At 63.9% G+C, this 18,287-nt stretch carries 15 protein-coding genes and 2 tRNA genes; 10 read left to right on the top strand and 7 right to left on the bottom strand.

Going from position 1 to position 18,287, the window contains the following annotated elements:
- Positions 1–342: 342 nt before the first annotated feature.
- Positions 343–723: a DUF1761 domain-containing protein gene (locus H2040_RS02685; RefSeq protein ID WP_161624588.1), complete on the bottom strand. Its 381-nt coding sequence runs from the start codon at positions 721–723 to the stop codon at positions 343–345.
- Positions 724–869: 146 nt separating this feature from the next.
- Here H2040_RS02685 and metG point away from each other — a divergent pair, with 146 nt between their 5' ends.
- The 3 genes from metG (at position 870) to H2040_RS02670 (ending at position 5,871) form a co-directional block, all read left to right on the top strand.
- The gene (metG, locus tag H2040_RS02680; protein WP_287154185.1) at positions 870–2,579 is read left to right on the top strand and encodes a methionine--tRNA ligase; all 1,710 of its coding nucleotides are present in this window, start codon (positions 870–872) and stop codon (positions 2,577–2,579) included.
- Between the two features lie 83 nt (positions 2,580–2,662).
- Positions 2,663–3,985, top strand: coding sequence for a M20 metallopeptidase family protein (locus H2040_RS02675; RefSeq protein ID WP_287154183.1), 1,323 nt, complete (start codon positions 2,663–2,665; stop codon positions 3,983–3,985).
- Between the two features lie 86 nt (positions 3,986–4,071).
- Positions 4,072–5,871 carry a tetratricopeptide repeat protein gene (locus H2040_RS02670; RefSeq protein ID WP_287154180.1) on the top strand — a complete coding sequence of 600 codons (1,800 nt, stop codon included), beginning with the start codon at positions 4,072–4,074 and terminating at the stop codon, positions 5,869–5,871.
- Positions 5,872–5,878: 7 nt separating this feature from the next.
- On the opposite strand, the gene H2040_RS02665 is transcribed toward H2040_RS02670, so the two are convergent.
- Both H2040_RS02665 and H2040_RS02660 read right to left on the bottom strand, forming a co-directional pair.
- Entirely contained in the window at positions 5,879–6,670 is a 792-nt protein-coding gene (locus H2040_RS02665) for a CPBP family intramembrane glutamic endopeptidase (RefSeq protein WP_287154177.1), read from the bottom strand.
- Between the two features lie 25 nt (positions 6,671–6,695).
- On the bottom strand, positions 6,696–7,406 hold the full coding sequence (locus H2040_RS02660) for a helix-turn-helix domain-containing protein (protein ID WP_287154175.1): 711 nt from the start codon (positions 7,404–7,406) through the stop codon (positions 6,696–6,698).
- A gap of 69 nt (positions 7,407–7,475) precedes the next feature.
- On the opposite strand from H2040_RS02660, the gene H2040_RS02655 reads away from it, so the two are divergent.
- The 3 genes from H2040_RS02655 to H2040_RS02645 all read left to right on the top strand — a co-directional run bounded on the left by H2040_RS02655 (position 7,476) and on the right by H2040_RS02645 (position 9,938).
- Positions 7,476–7,880, top strand: a complete 405-nt coding sequence (locus H2040_RS02655) for a RidA family protein (protein ID WP_022696644.1) — start codon at positions 7,476–7,478, stop codon at positions 7,878–7,880.
- Between the two features lie 40 nt (positions 7,881–7,920).
- Positions 7,921–8,682: a phosphatase PAP2 family protein gene (locus tag H2040_RS02650; RefSeq protein ID WP_287154172.1), complete on the top strand. Its 762-nt coding sequence runs from the start codon at positions 7,921–7,923 to the stop codon at positions 8,680–8,682.
- An 80-nt stretch (positions 8,683–8,762) separates the two neighbouring features.
- Positions 8,763–9,938: a DUF819 family protein gene (locus tag H2040_RS02645; RefSeq protein WP_287154170.1), complete on the top strand. Its 1,176-nt coding sequence runs from the start codon at positions 8,763–8,765 to the stop codon at positions 9,936–9,938.
- Here H2040_RS02645 and H2040_RS02640 read toward each other — a convergent pair.
- From H2040_RS02640 to rlmB, 4 genes are read right to left on the bottom strand one after another with little or no spacing between them, the layout of a single operon-like run.
- Entirely contained in the window at positions 9,935–11,608 is a 1,674-nt protein-coding gene (locus tag H2040_RS02640; protein ID WP_287154168.1) for an acyl-CoA dehydrogenase family protein, read from the bottom strand. The two genes, H2040_RS02645 and H2040_RS02640, sit on opposite strands and share 4 nt — an antisense overlap.
- Positions 11,605–12,012, bottom strand: coding sequence for a hypothetical protein (locus H2040_RS02635; RefSeq protein ID WP_287154166.1), 408 nt, complete (start codon positions 12,010–12,012; stop codon positions 11,605–11,607). The genes H2040_RS02640 and H2040_RS02635 overlap by 4 nt, the downstream gene beginning before the upstream one ends.
- Before the next feature lie 4 nt (positions 12,013–12,016).
- A complete protein-coding gene (locus H2040_RS02630; protein ID WP_022696649.1) occupies positions 12,017–12,388 on the bottom strand; it encodes a GFA family protein in 372 nt (123 codons plus the stop codon).
- Positions 12,385–13,155: a 23S rRNA (guanosine(2251)-2'-O)-methyltransferase RlmB gene (gene rlmB, locus H2040_RS02625; RefSeq protein WP_287154162.1), complete on the bottom strand. Its 771-nt coding sequence runs from the start codon at positions 13,153–13,155 to the stop codon at positions 12,385–12,387. Before rlmB ends, H2040_RS02630 begins: the two co-directional genes overlap by 4 nt.
- Positions 13,156–13,302: 147 nt before the next feature.
- On the opposite strand from rlmB, the gene H2040_RS02620 reads away from it, so the two are divergent.
- The 4 genes from H2040_RS02620 (at position 13,303) to H2040_RS02605 (ending at position 18,263) form a co-directional block, all read left to right on the top strand.
- Positions 13,303–13,387 (top strand) — tRNA-Tyr (locus tag H2040_RS02620).
- A gap of 45 nt (positions 13,388–13,432) precedes the next feature.
- Positions 13,433–13,506 (top strand) — tRNA-Gly (locus H2040_RS02615).
- A 105-nt stretch (positions 13,507–13,611) separates the two neighbouring features.
- A complete protein-coding gene (gene tuf, locus H2040_RS02610; RefSeq protein ID WP_287154159.1) occupies positions 13,612–14,787 on the top strand; it encodes an elongation factor Tu in 1,176 nt (391 codons plus the stop codon).
- 443 nt (positions 14,788–15,230) lie between these two features.
- Positions 15,231–18,263 carry a TonB-dependent receptor domain-containing protein gene (locus H2040_RS02605; protein ID WP_022699348.1) on the top strand — a complete coding sequence of 1,011 codons (3,033 nt, stop codon included), beginning with the start codon at positions 15,231–15,233 and terminating at the stop codon, positions 18,261–18,263.
- Positions 18,264–18,287 lie beyond the last annotated feature (24 nt).

The raw sequence follows: 18,287 nt of genomic DNA, 5'->3' as shown, positions 1-18,287 counted from the left end.
GATGACGGTCGGGGTAAAGGCCGACACGAAGACCGCCGCGACGCACACGGTCAGCAGCGTATAGCTGGCGCCGACCATAGCGGAGGTGATTTTGTCGAGACTGAGCATTTTGTTTCTTCCTTGGTTTAACGACTTCTCTTTTCACTTTTGGAGCTCTTGGCGGCTCCGTTGCGGGGCTTGTTTTCCCGTCTTGTTGATTATCGATAAATCCATATCGAATAACGGTCAAGTGGTTTTTATCGTTTTTCGATGAAGTTTTTTTCATAAACGATAAAAAATATGACGTAAAAAGGCCCGCCAGCGACGCTGACGGGCCTTTAAGTCACTGAATTTAAATGAGCTCTAGTCTCTGAACAGGCTCAGAACGATGGCTGCGGCAACCCAGCCCACCAGTAGGTGCGAGGCATCGATCAGCAACAGCGTTGTCGAGTGGGCGGGGCTGTAGACCCAGCCATACATGCAAAATGACAGGCCGAAGAACAGCCACAGCACCCCCGCGCGGCGGGCGGCGCCAGCAGGAGAGGCAATGGCGTTCCAGCGCAGGGCGACGGCCAGGCCGATTGCGGTCAGCAGCGAAATGATAAAGCCGACGGCCATCCAGGCGGGGCTTCCCTCCTGCAGCTCGGCTTCCGTGTAGCCCATGGCGCTGACCCAGGCCTCGGAGAACAGTACGCCGTACCAAAGGAAGCCGACGGCATAGATGACGATGGCTGCTACAATCACGGCAACCACATTGATTCCTGCAATCTTAGGCATGATGTTTCCTCCCCAGGGCGGGCGCGTTATGACCCGCCCGTTATTTACGGCGACTCATGGCCGCTGACGCCTGATTTTACGCCCCTTCACAAAGAAAGCCGACAAGAAAACAAATGGCCCGTATCCTGATCACGTCCGCCTTGCCCTATATCAACGGCATCAAGCATCTGGGGAATCTGGCCGGTTCCATGCTGCCGGCGGACGTCTATGCGCGGGTCAAGCGGCTGGAAGGAGACGAGGTCCTTTATCTGTGCGCGACCGACGAACACGGCACCCCGGCGGAGCTGGCGGCGGCCGAGGCCGGGATGGACGTGCGGAGTTATTGCGACGAACAGCACGCGCTGCAAAAGCGGGTAGGGGAGGAGTTCGGCCTCTCCTGGGACTGGTTTGGCCGCTCCTCCAATCCTCAGAACTCCGAGCTGACCCAGCATTTCGCGCAGGTTTTGGAAGACAAGGGCCTGATTGCCGAGAGCGTCGACGAGCAGGTCTATTCCAACGCCGACAAACGCTTCCTGCCCGATCGCTATGTCGAGGGGGAGTGTCCGGTTTGCGGATTTGAGCGCGCCCGGGGCGACCAGTGCGATAATTGCGGGTCGCTTCTGGATCCGGTTGACCTGAAAAATCCGCGCTCAACGATTTCCGGCTCCACGGACCTGGAAGTCCGCAAGACCCGACACCTGCATCTTCTCCAATCGAAGATGGAAGACCGGCTCCGCGATTGGGTGGACGCAGCGGACGGCTGGCCCTCTCTGGCCAAGTCCATCGCCTATAAATGGCTGGACGAGGGGCTGAAGGACCGCGCGATCACCCGCGATCTGGACTGGGGCGTGCCGGTGCTGAAGGACGGCGAACCGCGTGAGGGGTTCGAGGAAAAAGTCTTCTATGTCTGGTTCGACGCCCCCATCGAGTATATCGCGGCCGCCGCCGAATGGGCCGAGGCGACCGGCGGGGAGTGGGAGCGCTGGTGGCGCACCGACAAGGGCGCGGACGATGTCTCCTATGTCCAGTTCATGGGCAAGGATAATGTCGCCTTCCACGCCGTCTCTTTTCCCGTGACGATTCTGGGCTCCGAGGAGCCGTGGAAAACGGTGGACCGGCTGAAAGCCTTCAACTGGGTCACCTGGTATGGCGGCAAGTTCTCCACGTCGAACAAGCGCGGCGTCTTCATGGACCAGGCGCTTTCGCTGCTGCCCGCCGATTACTGGCGCTGGTACCTGATGGCGAACGCGCCGGAGGGTTCGGACGCGGCGTTTACCTGGGAAGGGTTCCAGGCGGCGGTGAACGCCGACCTCGCCAACACGCTCGGCAATTTCATCAACCGGATCACCAAATATACGGCCTCGAAGTTCGACGGCGCGGTCCCCGCGGCGGGAGAGCCGGGCGAAGCGGAGGCCTGGATGGCGGCGGAGCTGGAACAGCGCTTGCCGCAGCTTGTGGCCCACTACGACGCCATGGATTTCCGCAAGGCGGCGGCGGAGACCCGCGCCATCTGGGCGGCCGGCAATGAATATCTCACCCGCGCCGAACCCTGGGTGAAGTACAAGGAAGACGTGGACGCCGCCGCGATCGGCGTGCGCACGGGCTTGAACCTGGCGGTCCTTTTCGGCCTCATCGCCCAGCCGCTCGTGCCATTCGCGGCGAAGAAAATTCTCGATGCGCTGGACGTGCCGGAAGATCAGCGAAACTGGGACTTCAGCGATCCCAAGGCCCTGCTGGACCGGTTGCCTCACGGCCATGCCATCCAGCCGCCGGACGTGCTGTTCGCCAAGATCGAGGACGAACAGATCGAGGAATGGTCCGCCCGCTTCGGCGGCGGCGAATAATGTTTTCCCCGTCGCATTGACGGCGCGCCGCGGCCACGGTCGAATGCGCGCAATCGAAATCAATAATGCGATGGGAAAATCATATGCGCCGCATGCTCCTGGCCGCCACGGCCACACTCGTCATGGCCGCTCCGGCCCTTGCTCAGGATGATCTGAAGTCCGCGATCCAGAGCGATTACCACGCCTATCTGGGCGATCTCTACAAGCATTTTCACGCCAATCCCGAACTCTCCCTGATGGAGAACGAGACCGCGGCGCGTCTGGCTGAAGAGCTGCGCACGGCGGGGTTCGAAGTGACGGAAAATGTCGGCGGCACAGGCCTTGTCGCGACGATGGAGAACGGCGAGGGGCCGACCGTCATGCTGCGCGCGGACATGGACGGCCTGCCGGTGGAAGAAAAAACCGGCGTCGATTACGCCTCCACTGCGACACAGGAAGATCGCCGGGGCCAGATGCAGCCTGTCATGCACGCCTGCGCCCACGACACCCACATGACCGCGCTGGTCGGCGCCGCGCGCCAGCTGGCGGAGCGCAAGGATGAATGGTCCGGCACGCTGGTCCTGATCGGCCAGCCGGCCGAAGAGATCGGCCTCGGCGCCCGCGACATGCTGGAGGACGGTCTCTATGAGCGTTTCCCGCAGCCGGACTCGGTCGTCTCCTTCCACACATTTTCCTACATCCCGGCCGGCAAGATCGGCTATGTGCCGGGCTATGCGATGGCCAATGTCGACTCCGTGGACGTCCATGTGAAAGGCATTGGCGGTCATGGCTCCGCGCCGCACACGGCCAAGGACCCCATCGCGCTGTCGGCCTACATCATCACCGGCCTGCAGACGCTGGTTTCCCGCGACATCAATCCGCTGGATACCGGCGTGGTGACAGTCGGCGCGATCAATGCCGGCACCAAGCACAACATCATCCCCGAGGAGGCGCACCTCCAGATCACGGTCCGCTCCTTCAAGGACGAAGTCCGTCAGGACCTGCTTGAAGGCATTGAGCGCGTGGCCGTGGGACAGGCGCAAGCCTTCGGCGTCCCCGATGACCTGATGCCTGTCGTTGAAGTGGAGGAGCCCTATACGCCCGCCACCTATAATGATCCCGAACTGACCGCGCAGGGCGTCGAAGTCCTGAAAGCGCGCTTCGGCGAGGAGGCCATCGTGCAGATGGACCCGATCACCGGCGGCGAGGATTTCTCCCGCTACAGCCGCACCGATGAGGATATTCCCGCCTTCATGTTCTGGGTCGGCGGCACGCCGCAATCGGTGATCGACGAATACGCCGCGAAGGATCAGGGCCCGCCCCCGAACCATTCGGCCTATTTCGCGCCGGACCCGGAAGCGTCTGTCACGATGGGCGCGGAAGGCATGGCCGCCATCGCCATGGACCTGATGAAGCCGCAGGGCTGATGGGGATCATTCCTCGCTTTTAATTGCTTCTGGCAATTATCCGGCCGTGATATCCTCCCCGGGCTTCATCGCCTGGGGAGGCATCCATGAAAATTCGGGTTCTTTTCGGAACGGCGCTGGCGTTTGCGGCGGCCGGGGGCATTCATGTTACTTCCGCGCCGCAGCAAACGGCTGGCAATCGGCTTGACCCCATGGATCCGCTCTCGGTGGCGCGTACGCTGTGCGGCGGCCCTGACGGCAATGGTTTTCTGAAACGCCGTGCGGCCTTCCTGACGGCGGCCTCGGCCTATGCACAGGATGCCGGTCTGGGCGAGGGGGCGGCGACGGATCCCGTCACCGGCCTCGGCCCGTCCTATCTGGAGATCACGACCGGCAGCGGCGAAGCGCGTCAGCAATTCCTGCAAGGTTTGCGCTGGGCAAACGCCTTCAACCATGCCGCCGCCATCCAGTCCTTCCGCGCCGCGCAGGCGGCCGATCCTGATTGCGCCATGTGCCTGTGGGGCGAGTCCTGGGCGCTGGGGCCAAACATCAACGCGCCCATGAACCCGGACGACAATGCGCGCGCCCTGGAGACGGCCCGCGCCGCTCTAGCCCGCAGCGATAGCGCCGGTCCAACGGAGCAAGCCCTCATAAATGCGCTTCAGACACGCTATTCCGATGCGCCGGACGCGGACCGGGCGGCGCTGGACGCCGCCTTCGCGGACGCCATGGCCGGGGCAGCGGACGCCTATCCGGACAATGACGAGATTCAGTCGCTGGCGGTTGAAGCGGCAATGGACACGCAAGCCTGGGACTACTGGGAAGCGGACCAGCTGACCTCCAAGGGGCGCATGGGCGCGGCGCTGCAACGGCTGGAGCGCGTGTTGACGCGCAATCCGGACCATGCGCCGTCTATCCATCTCTATATCCACGCCACGGAAGCCTCGGCCAATCCATGGCGCGCGGAGCCCTATGCGGAGCGTCTGGCGGCGCTGGCCCCCAGGGCGGGCCATCTGGTGCATATGCCGTCCCACACCTATTACCGCATCGGCCGCTTTGCCGATTCCATCGAGACCAATATCGATGCGGTGGTGGCCGACGAGGCGTATCTGGACGCTGCGGGCGAGGACGCCAGCCCGGTCTATCGCTACGGCTATTATCCGCACAATGTCCATTTCGTTCTGACTTCCGCCCAGCGCGCCGGCGATGCGCAAACCGTCGCCGCGTTCGGCCCGAAACTGGCCGAGGCGCTGCCGCCTGAAATGGCGAAGACCGCCGCCTGGGTGACGCCCATCGCCGCGGCGCCCACGCTGGCCGCGGTTCAGTTTGAGGCCCCCGAAACCATTCTGGCCCGTTCGGCGCCGCCTGACGGCGCGCATGATTTCCTGAAAGCCGCTGCGCTTTATGCGCGGGGGGAGGCGCAGGCCCGTTCAGGCGATGCCCCCGCCGCGCGTGAAACGGCCGAAGAAATTTCCGCCCTGAAAGCGGAGGGAGATTTTCAGGACCTGATCGACGGCTTCGTTCCTGCGCTGGAAGTCGTGGAAATCATGCATCAGGTGGTGCTGGGCCGCGCGGCGGTCGCCGATGAGGATTACGCCGCCGCCATTGATCATTTTGGCGCGGCGGCCACGATACAGGACGCTTTGCCCTATACGGAGCCGCCATACTGGTACTATCCGGTGCGGCAGAGCTATGCGGCGGCGCTACTGATGGACCGCCAGATTCCGCGGGCCGAGCAGGAATTCTATCGCACGCTTGTGCAGAACCCCGATAATGCCTGGGCTTATTGGGGGTTGGCCATGGCCCGCGAGGCCCGGGGCGATGTCGACGGCGCCGCGCTGGCGCGTCAGCAGGCTGGGCGCGGCTGGTTGGGCGAAGAAGGCGGCCCATCGCTGGACCAGCTGTAAAGGCCGGTCAGCCCGCCGCGACAGTCCAGAGCATGATCAGGCCCACCTCTGTCGAATTGCCCGCGCCATGGGCGATGATCGGGGCGAGCAGGCTGCGCGACCGCTCCATCAGCCAGACATAGATCAGCCCCCAGGCGAAGGCGTAGCTCTGCTGCGCAAGGGCCATGTGAAGCGGATCGACGACAAAGGCCTGCCAGTGCGCCACGCCGAACATCAGCGCAACCGCCACCCCGGCCAGCGGAATCTCGAACGCGCCGGCCCGCACGCGCCCCGGCAGGAACAAGACCAGCCCGCCCACCAGCAGCCCGCGGAAGATGGTTTCCTCCGCCAGTCCGGTGATCGCCAGCGCCGCCAGCCAGCCGGGGGAGTCCACCGGATCGACAGGATAGGTTTCGTTCAGAGGTCCGCCAGAGAGCATCTGTGGCCAGTAATCGGCGACCAGCATGATCAGGCCCATCGTTATACCGATCAGCAGCGCCAGCCCGGCATAGCTGCGCCCCGGCGGCCAACGCAGATGCGCGTCGGCCCGCGGCAGCGCGAACCGCATCACGATAATCCCGAGAAGCCCCAAAAGCGCCTGAAACAGGATGGCCAGTCCGACATAGATCCAGATGCGGCCGTCAAAGAACTCCGGCCCGTTCAGATACAGCCATTTGGCCGGAATTCGGCCCAGCCGCAGCATTCCCTCCATCAGGAGGCCGGCGGCAATGAGAGCGATCAGCGAGGAAAGGCGGAACCGGAAACCGGTGACCTGAAAAAACGGACGGGCGGGGCGCGCGGCGGGGAGCGTGTCAGTCATGCCCCCATTTGAAGGCGGCGCGGCGTCAGGTCTTGAACCTATGTGACGCTTCGCTGCGCCAGCGCCGCCATTGCCCCGGCGTGTATCCGGTGAGGGCTTTGACGCCGCGATTCATGTGCGGCTGATCGGCGAACCCCGCCTGCGCCGCGATGTCCGCCAGGCGGTCTTCCGCCCCGACAATTTGCCGCCAGGCCGCACGGGCGCGCGCCTCGGCCCGATAGCGCGCGGGCGGCAGGCCATAGAGCCGGCTGAACTGCCGGGTCAATGTTTCCCGCGTCAGGCCCGCTTCCGACGCCCAGTCCGCTATTCCCGCCGCGCCGTCATGCGTCAGCGCCCGCGCCAGCAGGTCCGGCGCGTCACCCTGCGCGGCGGCGTCTTCCGTCATCATCTCAATCAGTAAATCCGCCGCTTCCGCCCGGTCATTCGCGGCCGCCGCGACGATGGCGTCGGGATCGCGAACCCTGCCGCAGCAGGGGCCGAATTCGGCGCTGAAGGGCAGGGGCAGGTCCAGCACCATGGATGGCCGCCGCGCCAGCCCGTCTCTGTGAGCGGAAAACGCGCCATGAATCAGAACATCGCCCGCTTCCACGCGCCACCGTCCCGAATCCCCGGCCTCCTCGTATGCGCCGCTCAGGATCAGCGTGGCATACGGGCGATCATGCCGGTGATGGGCGATTTCGCGCGTCATCGGCAATTGGTAAGGATAGGCGGCATGGGGCGCGGGCTGCGTCGGCATATCGCATGTTTAAATCAGGATTCAGCGCCCGTCAGCCTAAGGTTTTTTAATGTTCGAGGAGTGCCGCCCATGACCGAATTCACGCCCCGCCGCGCCTTCGCCGGCGCGCCCTGGGAAGCCAGGGTCGGGTATTGCCGGGCCGTGCGGTGCGGGCCGCATATCTGGGTCACGGGCTGTGCCCCGGTGGCGGAGGATGGATCGGTCGTCGCGCCCGGCGACGCCAACGCCCAGACTGTCCGCTGTCTGCAGGTGATCGACAAGGCGCTGCGCGATGTCGGCGCGGATATGAGCCACGTCGTGCGCACCCGCATGTTCGTGACCGATATCAGCCGGTGGGAAGCGGTCGGCGATGCGCACCGCGCCGTTTTCGCGGACCATCCCCCGGCGACGACAATGGTCGAGGTCAGCGCTCTGATCGATCCGGCCATGCTGGTGGAAATCGAGGCCGAAGCCTTCGTTCCGCCTGATGGATAGCCGTTTGACGCCGCATGTTTCGCCGCGTCATATCACTAACGTGAAATTCGATCCCCGAACCTTTTTCAGCCATGGCGATGCGTGGCGCTATGGCCGCCGCGTGATCGACTATGCGCGCCGCGAGATCGTCGTTCTGGTCCTGCTTGTGCTGATCGCAGGGGCGGCCTTCATCTTCGTCGAGCTGGCAAGCGAGGTGCTGGAAGGCGATACGGCCGCATTCGACCGCGCCGTCCTGAACGCGCTGCGCGTGGAGGGGCAGCCGGGCGACCCTGTTGGTCCGCATTGGCTGGAAGACATGGCGCGGGACATCACCAGCCTTGGCGGAATCGCCATCCTGACCCTGGTGACCCTCATCAGCGCGGTTTACCTGTTGCTCACCCGGAAGGCGGGCGCGGCCCTGTTTATCGTGACCGCGGTGATCGGCGGGTCGCTGCTCTCCTCCGGTCTCAAGGCGCTGTTCGAGCGCGCCCGTCCGGACGCAATCTATCAGGCCGTCCCGGTTTTCTCGGCCAGCTTTCCCAGCGGCCACGCAACGCTGTCGGCCGTCACATACCTGACCCTGGGCGCCTTGCTGATGCGGGTGCAGGAGCGACGCCGCGCCAAGGTTTTCGTTATGGGAACGGCCGTGACGCTGACCATGCTGGTCGGCCTGACGCGGGTCTATTTCGGCGTTCACTGGACGACGGACGTGCTGGCCGGATGGACGCTGGGTGCGGCCTGGGCGGCGGGGGCCTGGCTGGTTCTGTTGCTGCTTCAGCGCCGCGCGGGGGAGGCGGAGGCTCCGCCGGCGGACCCACAATAGGCTTTTCTGGCCCGCGCGCACTGGCGCGCCCGTCTGTGACCGCTACATTGCGGATCAAACGGTCAGGGGATTCTTGATTCATGGGTGAGCTTTTCAACGGCGGATCGCTGATTCCGGCTGAAGCCAGTGTCGCTGTCTTTGCCGCGCTTTTTGTTATCGCCGCCGCCGGCTTCCTTCTGGAAAAGACCAATTGGGGCAAGGCCGTCACTGGCGCCGTCTGGGCCATCCTGATCGCGATTGTCCTGTCCAATCTTCATATTATTCCCCGCGACGCTCCGGCCTATGGCGTGGTGTTTGACTATCTCGTCCCGGTCCTCGTCCCGCTCTTCCTGTTCGACGCCGATTTGCGGCGCATCGTGCGGGAAACCGGGCGCACGCTGGGCGCGTTCGGACTGGCTTGCGCGGGCACGGTTCTGGGCGCGCTGATTGGCGTTGTGGTGCTGGATCTGGGCGCGCGGGAGCCTGCGCTGGCCGGCATTTTCACCGCCACCTATGTCGGCGGGTCGGTGAACTATGCCGCGCTGATCGAATCCACCGGCTTCGACAACGCCAATGTCGTCTCCGCCGCCACGGCCATCGACAATCTGATGAGCGCGCTTTTCCTCGCCATGCTGGCCCTGATGCCGGGCTGGGCGTGGCTGGCGCGCCGTTTCCCGCAGCATGATTTCACTGACGATACGCCCGATGACGGGCAGGAAACCGCCATGGCTCAGACCGATGCGGCATGGGTCACCTCCGGCTCCATGGCTCTGGCTCTGGCCGGGTCGATCCTGATTGTCGCGGTGTCGAACGGCATCGTCGACTGGCTGAATATCGAATCCTATCGCTACCTGATCATCACCATTCTGGCGGTGGTTCCGGCGACCGCCTTCCCCAACACCATGAAAAAGCTGCAGGGCGGGTTCGAACTGGGCCTGATCCTCGCTTTTGTCTTTTTCGCCGCCATCGCGGCGGGCGCCGATATCCCGAACCTGATCTCGGTCGCGCCGATTCTGGCCGTGTTCGTGCTGATCATTCTCGCCGTGCACGCCATTGTCGTGTTCGGTCTCGGCTCCCTGCTGAAAATATCGCTCCCCGAACTCATCATCGCGTCCAACGCCGCCGTCCTCGGCGCAACCACGGCCCCGGCGCTGGCCGCCGTAAAAGGCTGGCGCAAGCTGATCACGCCAGGCGTTCTGGTGGGCGTGCTCGGCTATGCGGTGGGCACGTTCCTGGGGGTGGGGGTATTCGAGTTCTGGAAGGCTGCGGGCGGTTAAGCCGTTGTGACGGCTGCTCGCTCGATCAGAACGTCCTGCTTCACATTCGCCGTCCCCGCGCCATAGGCGAGGAAGGAGTCCGCCACGCGCGCCTCGATAAAGGCGTCCGCGACGTCCTGCGGCGCGCGTTCTATCAGCACGGCCGCCTGCAGGCACAGCGCGGCGCGTTCGACCCATGCCCGCGCCGACGCTTCGCCCTTCGCCAGCGAGTCTGACGGATCGGCCAGCCAAGCGGCCCATTCGGCTAGTTTCGGGTGCGCCTCGGCGGCCGGGCGCAGGGCCGTTTTCAGCGCCTCCGCTGCTGCATCTTCCCGGTTCAGGGCGCGCAGGACGTCCAGCGCGATGACATTGCCCGATCCCTCCCAGATGGCGTTCAGCGGCGATTGCCGGAACAGGCGCGGAAGGCCCGATTCCTCGACATATCCGGCCCCGCCCAGCGCCTCCATCGCCTCGTAGGCCGCGCCTGGCGCGCGTTTGCAGATCCAGTATTTGGCGATCGGCGTGATGATCCGGCTCAGCGCCGCGGCCTCCTCGTCGCGCGCCAGCGTCTTGTCGAAACTTTCGGCGACCAGGAAGGCGAGGGCGGTGGCCGCCTCCGCCTCAAGACTCAGGTCGGAAAGCACGGCCCGCATCAAAGGCTGATCGACCAGTTTCTTCTGGAAAGCGGCCCGTCCCTGCGCGTGATGGGCGGCAAAAGCAGCCCCGCGCCGTATCTGGGCGGCGGAGCCGGCGATGCAGTCCAGCCGCGTATGGTGCACCATCTCGATAATGGTGCGCACGCCGCGCCCCGGCTCGCCGACCCGCCGCGCCCATGCGCCGCGATATTCGATCTCGCTGGAGGCGTTGGAGCGGTCGCCCAGCTTGTCCTTCAGGCGCTGTATTTCCATCGCATTGCGCTGTCCGTCGGGCGTCCAGCGCGGGACTAGGAAGCAGGACAGCCCCGCTTCCTCATAGGCCAGCGTCAGGAAGGCGTCGCACATCGGCGCCGAACAGAACCATTTATGGCCCGTCAGGCTGACCTCGTCGTCCGACCCGTCCAGCGGTTCGGCGCGCGTGGTGTTCGCCCGTACGTCCGACCCGCCCTGTTTTTCGGTCATCGCCATGCCCATGGTCGCGCCGATCTTGTCCGGCGCGGGGAGGGTGCGCGGGTCATACGCGGCGCTGGTCACGCGCGGCGCCCATTCTTCCGCCGACCATTGGGCGCGTTTCAGGGCCGGAACCACGGCATAAGTCATCGACATGGGGCAGCAGACCCCGTCATCGGACCAGCCCATCAGCATCATCAGCGCCGAATGCGCGACATGCCCGCCCGCGGGGTGCGTCCATGCGCGCGCCGAAACGCCGCCCGAAAGCCCGGTTTCCATCAGCGCGTGATAGGCGGGATGGAACTCCACCTCGTCGATACGCTGTCCGTAACGGTCGAAAGCTTTCAGCGCCGGCGGGTTTTCATTCGCCACGCGCCCCAGCTCCCGCAACGCCTGCGCCCCCGTTTCGCGGCCGAACGCGGTCAGATGCGCGGCCTGGCCGTCCGGGTCGCCGCCGGGCAAGGCGCGTTCGACATGGGTTTTCAGGATGGGATCGCCGGCAAACGCGTCCAGATCGCCTATCGGATCGGCCTGATTGGCGACCTCATGGGTGGCGAGATCGGCGCGCGGGCGGAAATTTGTCATTGGTTTGCCTCGGGCCGGACTTCAAGAACAGGCTCCTCTACGGCGTCCTCCCGGAAGCGAACCGTGCAAAAGGGCATGTCTGTTGCGGTCTCGTAGCCATGCAGAGTCACGCCCTCGATGAATAAAAGCAGGGCGTCATTGGGGAAATCCTGCGTATCGGGACCCTTCTCGACCCCCTCCAGCATCGCCGCCAGAAGGTTGTTTCGATAGCGGAGGTTCTCCGACGCCGTGTCCTCGGCCTGCCGCGCCCGGGTCATATCCAGCGCCTGCGCCATGTGTTCCTGCGTCGTGGCGGCCAGAAACTCGCCATTCACCAGCAGGGGAATCAGCCCCCGCTGGCGCAGACCGGCTGCAAATTCGCTGTCTTCGGCGGGGTGGGAATACTGGATTGTGACCTGTTTCAAGGCGCTATCGCTCCTCAATCAATGTAACCCATGGCAATTTTTCGGCGGCGAAGGCATCGCCCGTGGGCGTGAATTGGTCAGGATTGTCGAAGGTTCCGATCAGGAAATGCGTCTCTCCGGCCCATTTCTCGCTGGAAAACGACACCGGCGTCCCGCAAACTGCGCAGAATCCGCGCGCGGTTGCGGGCGAACTCTCATGAAGATCGGGCGGATTCGGCCATGAAACCTGACCGGTTTCGAATCCGATCCATGTCGAAAACGCCCCGCCGGTGGAGCGGCGGCAGTCTTCGCAATGGCAATTGGCGACGAATTTCGGGTCTCCGGCGGCCTTGAAGCGCACCTTTCCACACCGGCATCCGCCTTCGAACTCACTCATGCCCGGCCTCTGGCCCACTCATAAAGCGCGACCGCAGCCGCGACGGAAACGTTCAGGCTTTCCACCTTATCGCTGATCGGGATGCGCGCCAGCGAATCACAGGCCTCGGCGACGGACGGCCGCAGCCCTTTTTCCTCGGCGCCCATGACCAGAACCACGGCGTCTTCGCCGGAAACCGCCTCGGACAGCGCGATCTCCGCTTCTCCGGCCAGTCCCACGGCGCGCCATCCGCGCTTTGTCAGTTCGTTCAGGGCGCGGGAAAGATTGACCACGCGCGCGGTCGGTACGGTTTCCGCCGCGCCTACGGCGGTTTTGGCCAATCCGCCGGACAGGGGCGGGGCCTTGCGGTCCTGCATGATGATTCCCCTGGCGCCGAATGCGGCGGCCGAACGGTAGATCGCCCCAGCGTTCCGCGGGTCGGTCACGCCGTCCAGCATCACGATCAGACCTTGCGCCGGCGAAATCAGATCCTCCAGCGATACGCCGTCAGGCTGTTTCGTCTTCAGCGCCACGCCCTGATGCACCGCGCCATCGGGCAGCATGGCGTTCAGCGCCTTGGGGTCGACGATCTCCGCACGGTCGGCGAAGGCGCTGAAGCCCTCGGTGGCGGCGTTCCGCGTCAGATAGAGGCCCAGAATCTTCCGGTCCGGGTTGTTCAGCGCCGCCAGCGCGGCGTGCGATCCCCATATCCAGGCGATATTATCGGCATTGTTCTGCGTTCCCTGACGCCGGGGCGCCTTTGAGCGGTTGCGTGGGTTTTGGGCCATCGTTATATCTCCCCGCTCCGATCTGGACGGAGCCGGTAAAATTGCTTCGCTAAAGGGGTCGCGTATCACGCCCCTTTGCGGTTTGCACGGTCCCGGAGCCGAGTCTGGATTCGGAACGCGCCTCGCGCGGCGGCGAACGCCGGAGTTGGAGGGGTGGGAGAGTGGTTAAATCCAGCAGACTGTAAATCTGCCCGCTATGCGTACGCTGGTTCGAATCCAGCCCCCTCCACCATTTCCGTTCGTCGTCCGGGCCACTATAGAAGGCGTGGCGACACGGGCGGGCATAGCTCAATGGTAGAGCCACAGCCTTCCAAGCTGAAGATGCGGGTTCGATTCCCGCTGCCCGCTCCAACGCCTCAAAGGCGTTGCAATTATCGCCCAATCGATTAGATAGCGGCGCAAACGCGCGCGTCCCGCGCATTATCATCATCCACTCAACGATAGACGTAAGAGACAATGGGCAAAGAGAAGTTTGAGCGCAGCAAGCCGCACGCGAACATTGGCACGATTGGTCATGTTGACCATGGCAAGACGACGCTGACGGCGGCGATTACGAAGCAGTTCGGCGAGTTCCGGGCGTATGACATGATTGACGCGGCGCCGGAGGAGAAGGCGCGCGGGATCACGATTTCGACGGCTCATGTCGAGTATGAGACGGAAGGGCGTCACTACGCGCACGTCGACTGCCCGGGCCATGCTGACTATGTGAAGAACATGATCACGGGCGCGGCGCAGATGGACGGCGCGATCCTGGTTGTGAACGCCGCTGACGGCCCGATGCCGCAGACGCGCGAGCACATTCTTCTGGCGCGCCAGGTCGGCGTTCCGGCTCTGGTTGTTTACCTGAACAAGGTTGATCAGGTGGACGACGAGGAGCTTCTGGAGCTGGTGGAGATGGAAGTCCGCGAGCTTCTGAGCCAGTACGATTTCCCGGGCGACGACATTCCGGTTGTGAAGGGTTCGGCTCTGGCCGCCCTTGAGGACCGCGACGAGGAGATCGGCGCGAACTCGATCCGCGAGCTGATGGCGGCGGTTGATGAGTATATCCCGACGCCGGAGCGTCCTGTTGACCAGCCGTTCCTGATGCCGATCGAGGACGTGTTCTCGATTTCGGGCCGGGGCACGGTTGTGACGGGCCGGGTCGAGCGCGGCGTGATCAATGTTGGCGACGAGATCGAGATTGTCGGCATCCGCGACACCAAGAAGACGACCTGCACGGGCGTCGAGATGTTCCGCAAGCTGCTGGACAGCGGCCAGGCGGGCGACAATATCGGCGCGCTTCTGCGCGGCATTGACCGCGAGGGCGTTGAGCGCGGCCAGGTTCTGGCCAAGCCGGGTTCGATCACCCCGCACGCCAAGTTCACGGCCGAGGCCTATATCCTGACCAAGGAAGAGGGCGGGCGCCACACGCCGTTCTTCACGAACTACCGTCCGCAATTCTATTTCCGGACGACGGACGTGACGGGCATTGTGCACCTGCCGGACGGCACCGAGATGGTGATGCCGGGCGACAATATCGAAATGACGGTCGAGCTGATCACGCCGATCGCCATGGACCAGGGCCTGCGCTTCGCCATCCGCGAAGGCGGACGCACCGTCGGCGCCGGCGTCGTGTCAAAAATCATCGAGTAACCGCAAAGCTTTGCGGACCTGAAAAGGGCGGCTCTCGGGCCGCCCTTTTTGATTCCGGCGGCGCCGGTTTGATGATTCGACCGGCTCCGCTGACCTGGCTCCCGCGGCCGGGCTCCCTCTGGCGGGCCGGAACGTGTGTTTCGCCGCCGGGCCAAAAGTGAGCCTTTCGCGCAACAGCCTTGCGAAAACGCAGCTCACCTTGCCGAAATTTCATGCGTCATCAGACTGTTGCATTGACGCTATGAGCGGCGGGGGCGTAGCTTGACGTTCGGCGGAGACACACGTCTCCACTTCTGCGGGAGGGGAAATCTCGCCGCAAACATCGACGAGGGGAAATCTCGTCAAAAGCTTGTTTGATGAGGGGAAATCTCATCAGGCAGATAGCGCCAAGGGGGCCTGCAGCTTTGCAGGCGTCCGGTATTTTTTATCGTGGAGGGATTGAAGTGAAATCCAGAAACTACAAAGCCTGTATCCTGGCGAGCACGCTGCTCGCGGGCGCCGGCGCTCTGAGCCCGGCGATGGCTCAGGACGAAGGCGAGAGCGCGGCTGACGACGTCGTTGTCGTTACCGGCTCGCGTATCCAGTCGGCCAACCTGGTCAGCACCAGCCCCGTGACCCAGGTCAGCTCGGAAGAGCTGGATCTGCGCGGCGTTGTGCGCGTTGAAGACATGCTGAACACCCTGCCGCAAGCGTTTGCGGCGCAGGGCAGCGCGGTTTCCAACGGCGCGACCGGCACGGCGACCGTCAACCTGCGCGGTCTTGGCGCGGTTCGCACTCTCGTCCTGGTCAACGGCCGTCGTCTGCCGTTCGGTTCGCCGGGCGCCGGCGGTGTTCCGCCCGACCTGAACCAGGTCCCGTCCGCGCTCGTCGAGCGTGTTGAAGTTCTGACCGGCGGCGCCTCGGCCGTGTACGGCTCCGACGCCCTTTCCGGCGTTGTGAACTTCATCATGATGGATGACTTCGAGGGCGTCCGTATTGACACCCAGTACAGCTTCTATCAGCACAACAACGACAGCAGCACGCAGGACGTGATTGCGCCGTTCATTCAGCAGAATCCGGACCAGTTCAAACTGCCGGACGACAATGTTGTTGACGGCGAGACGTTTGAAGTTACGGCCATCATGGGCGTGAATACGCCGGACGGCCGCGGTAACGCGACTGTGTTCGCCGGCTATCGCAACGTTGACCCGATCACGCAGTCCGAACGCGACTACTCGGCTTGCGCCTTCGGCGCGGCGGGTGATCAGTTCACCTGCTCGGGTTCCTCGACGAACGCCCGCGCCAACCTGCTGAACCTGAACGGCGCCTATAACCTGCCGCAGTTCACTTCGACGGTTCCGGGCAACGGCACGTTCCGTGCGTTTGATAGCGCGACGGACACGTTCAACTTCAACCCGTTCAACTATTATCAGCGTCCGGATGAGACCTACCGTCTCGGCGCGTTTGCTCATTACGAAATCAATGAGCACTTCGAGCCGTATGCCGAGCTGAGCTTCATGGACAACCGCTCGGTTGCCCAGATCGCCCCGTCCGGCGTGTTCGGCGGCGGCGTGCAAGGCACCAACGGCGGCATCAACTGTAACAACCCGTTCCTCTCTGATCAGCAGGTTGACTATCTCTGCCGTCAGGGCGCGGGCTTCACCGATGCCGAAATCGCCGCGGGCGCGATCGCCGAAGGCGTTCTGATCCTGCGTCGTAACGTCGAAGGCGGTAACCGCCGCGACGACCTGCAGCACAACGCCTATCGCGGCGTGGTTGGCGTCCGTGGCGAAGCCTTCGCCGGCTTCGATTACGACGTCTATGCTTCCTGGTCGAAAGTGACGCTGACGGAAGATTACGAGAACGAGCTTTCGGTCCGTAAATCCGCCAACGCGCTGTATGCGGTTCCGGACGGCCAAGGCGGCGCGGTTTGCGCCATCAACGCCGACGCCGACCCGGCCAATGACGACCCGGCCTGCGTGCCGCTGGACTATTTCAGCCCGGCCGGCCCGTCTGACGCTGCTCTGGCTTACGCCACCTCGCCGCTGCTGCAGCGTGGTGAAACGAACCAGCAGGTTGTCAGCGCCTCCATCTTCGGCGATCTGGGCCAGTATGGCGTCCAGTCCCCGATGGCGGACAATGGCGTTGCTATCGCTCTGGGTACGGAATACCGCCGCGACTATCTCGACCGTCTGCCTGACGCCGGCTTCCAGTCCGGTGACGGCTTCGGTCAGGGTGGCCCGACGCTTCCGGTCTCCGGCTCCACGGACGTTTACGAGTTCTTCGGCGAACTTCAGGTTCCGCTGATCGAGAACCGTCCGGGCTTCGAGGCGCTGACGTTCGAAGCGGCTTACCGCTATTCGGACTACTCCAGCGGCTTCAAGACCGACACGTACAAGCTGGCCGCCGACTGGTCCCCGGTTTCGGACTTCCGTTTCCGCGGCTCCTATCAGCGCGCCGTGCGTGCGCCGAACGTCATCGAACTGTTCTCGTCCCAGGGGCTGAACCTGTTCGACCTCACCCAGAATGCGAACGGTCTGTACGATCCGTGCGCGGGTGACTTCGATCCGGCCACGTCCACGCCTGAACCGGCCCGTTCGCTGGCCGAATGTCAGCGCACCGGTGTTACGGCTGACCAGTACGGCGCCATCGCCGACAACCCGGCCGGCCAGTTCAACCAGCTGACGGGCGGTAACCCGGATCTCGATCCGGAATCGGCCGACACCTACTCGCTGGGCCTCGTTGGCACGCCGAGCTTCATCCCGGGTCTGAGCTTCTCGATCGACTACTTCAACATCGAGATCGAAGACACCATCTCCACCATCCCGCCGACGGCGTCCCTGGCGAACTGCCTGGACTCCGGCGACCCGGTCTTCTGTGACCTGGTCAACCGCGGTAACGGCGGAACGCTCTGGGCTGGCACGTCCGGTTTCGTGACGGCGCTGAACATCAACACCGGCTCTCTGAAGACCTCCGGTGTCGACCTGACGGCGGCGTATTCCTACGACATCGGCACGTATGGCGGTCTGGGCTTCGACTTCGTCGGAACCTGGCTGGACGAAATCACGACTGTCGATTTCCCGGGTGACACGGCCTATGACTGTGTGGGCTACTATGGCGGCACCTGCGGCACGCCGAACCCGGAATGGCGCCACAAGCTGCGCGCGAGCTGGAACACCCCGTGGGATGTTACGGTCTCCGCCTCCTGGCGTTACTTCGACTCTGTCGACATTTCGTCGAAGAGTTCCAATCCGAAGCTCAACGGCACGTTCGCTCCGGTCAACGAAACTCTGGACTCCCAGAACTACTTTGACCTGGCAGGCTCCTGGCAAGTGCGTGAAAACGCGATGCTGCGCCTTGGCGTGAACAACATCTTCGACCGCGATCCGCCTCTCTCGGCGGCGGTCGGCGCCGGCTTCGGCAACGGCAACACCTTCCCGCAAGTCTATGACTCGCTGGGCCGGTACGTCTTCGCCGGCGCGACGGTCGACTTCTAGGACCATCGCGTAAGCGTAAAGAAT

The organism is Euryhalocaulis sp. (assembly GCF_013911995.1).
GTDB classification, from domain to species: Bacteria; Pseudomonadota; Alphaproteobacteria; order Caulobacterales; family Maricaulaceae; genus Euryhalocaulis; species Euryhalocaulis caribicus.
The sequence above is the reverse complement of the archived record's forward strand: the minus strand, read 5'-3'. Positions and strand labels throughout refer to the sequence as shown.

Excerpts from the sequence above, each read along its gene's own strand:
- rlmB (WP_287154162.1), bottom strand. The coding sequence starts at position 13,155 with ATGGCCCAAAACCCACGCAACCGCTCAAAGGCGCCCCGGCGTCAGGGA.
- tuf (WP_287154159.1), top strand. The coding sequence starts at position 13,612 with ATGGGCAAAGAGAAGTTTGAGCGCAGCAAGCCGCACGCGAACATTGGC.
- H2040_RS02670 (WP_287154180.1), top strand. The coding sequence starts at position 4,072 with ATGAAAATTCGGGTTCTTTTCGGAACGGCGCTGGCGTTTGCGGCGGCC.
- metG (WP_287154185.1), top strand. The coding sequence starts at position 870 with ATGGCCCGTATCCTGATCACGTCCGCCTTGCCCTATATCAACGGCATC.
- H2040_RS02675 (WP_287154183.1), top strand. The coding sequence starts at position 2,663 with ATGCGCCGCATGCTCCTGGCCGCCACGGCCACACTCGTCATGGCCGCT.
- H2040_RS02640 (WP_287154168.1), bottom strand. The coding sequence starts at position 11,608 with ATGACAAATTTCCGCCCGCGCGCCGATCTCGCCACCCATGAGGTCGCC.
- H2040_RS02630 (WP_022696649.1), bottom strand. The coding sequence starts at position 12,388 with ATGAGTGAGTTCGAAGGCGGATGCCGGTGTGGAAAGGTGCGCTTCAAG.
- H2040_RS02665 (WP_287154177.1), bottom strand. The coding sequence starts at position 6,670 with ATGACTGACACGCTCCCCGCCGCGCGCCCCGCCCGTCCGTTTTTTCAG.
- H2040_RS02645 (WP_287154170.1), top strand. The coding sequence starts at position 8,763 with ATGGGTGAGCTTTTCAACGGCGGATCGCTGATTCCGGCTGAAGCCAGT.
- H2040_RS02660 (WP_287154175.1), bottom strand. The coding sequence starts at position 7,406 with ATGCCGACGCAGCCCGCGCCCCATGCCGCCTATCCTTACCAATTGCCG.
- H2040_RS02655 (WP_022696644.1), top strand. The coding sequence starts at position 7,476 with ATGACCGAATTCACGCCCCGCCGCGCCTTCGCCGGCGCGCCCTGGGAA.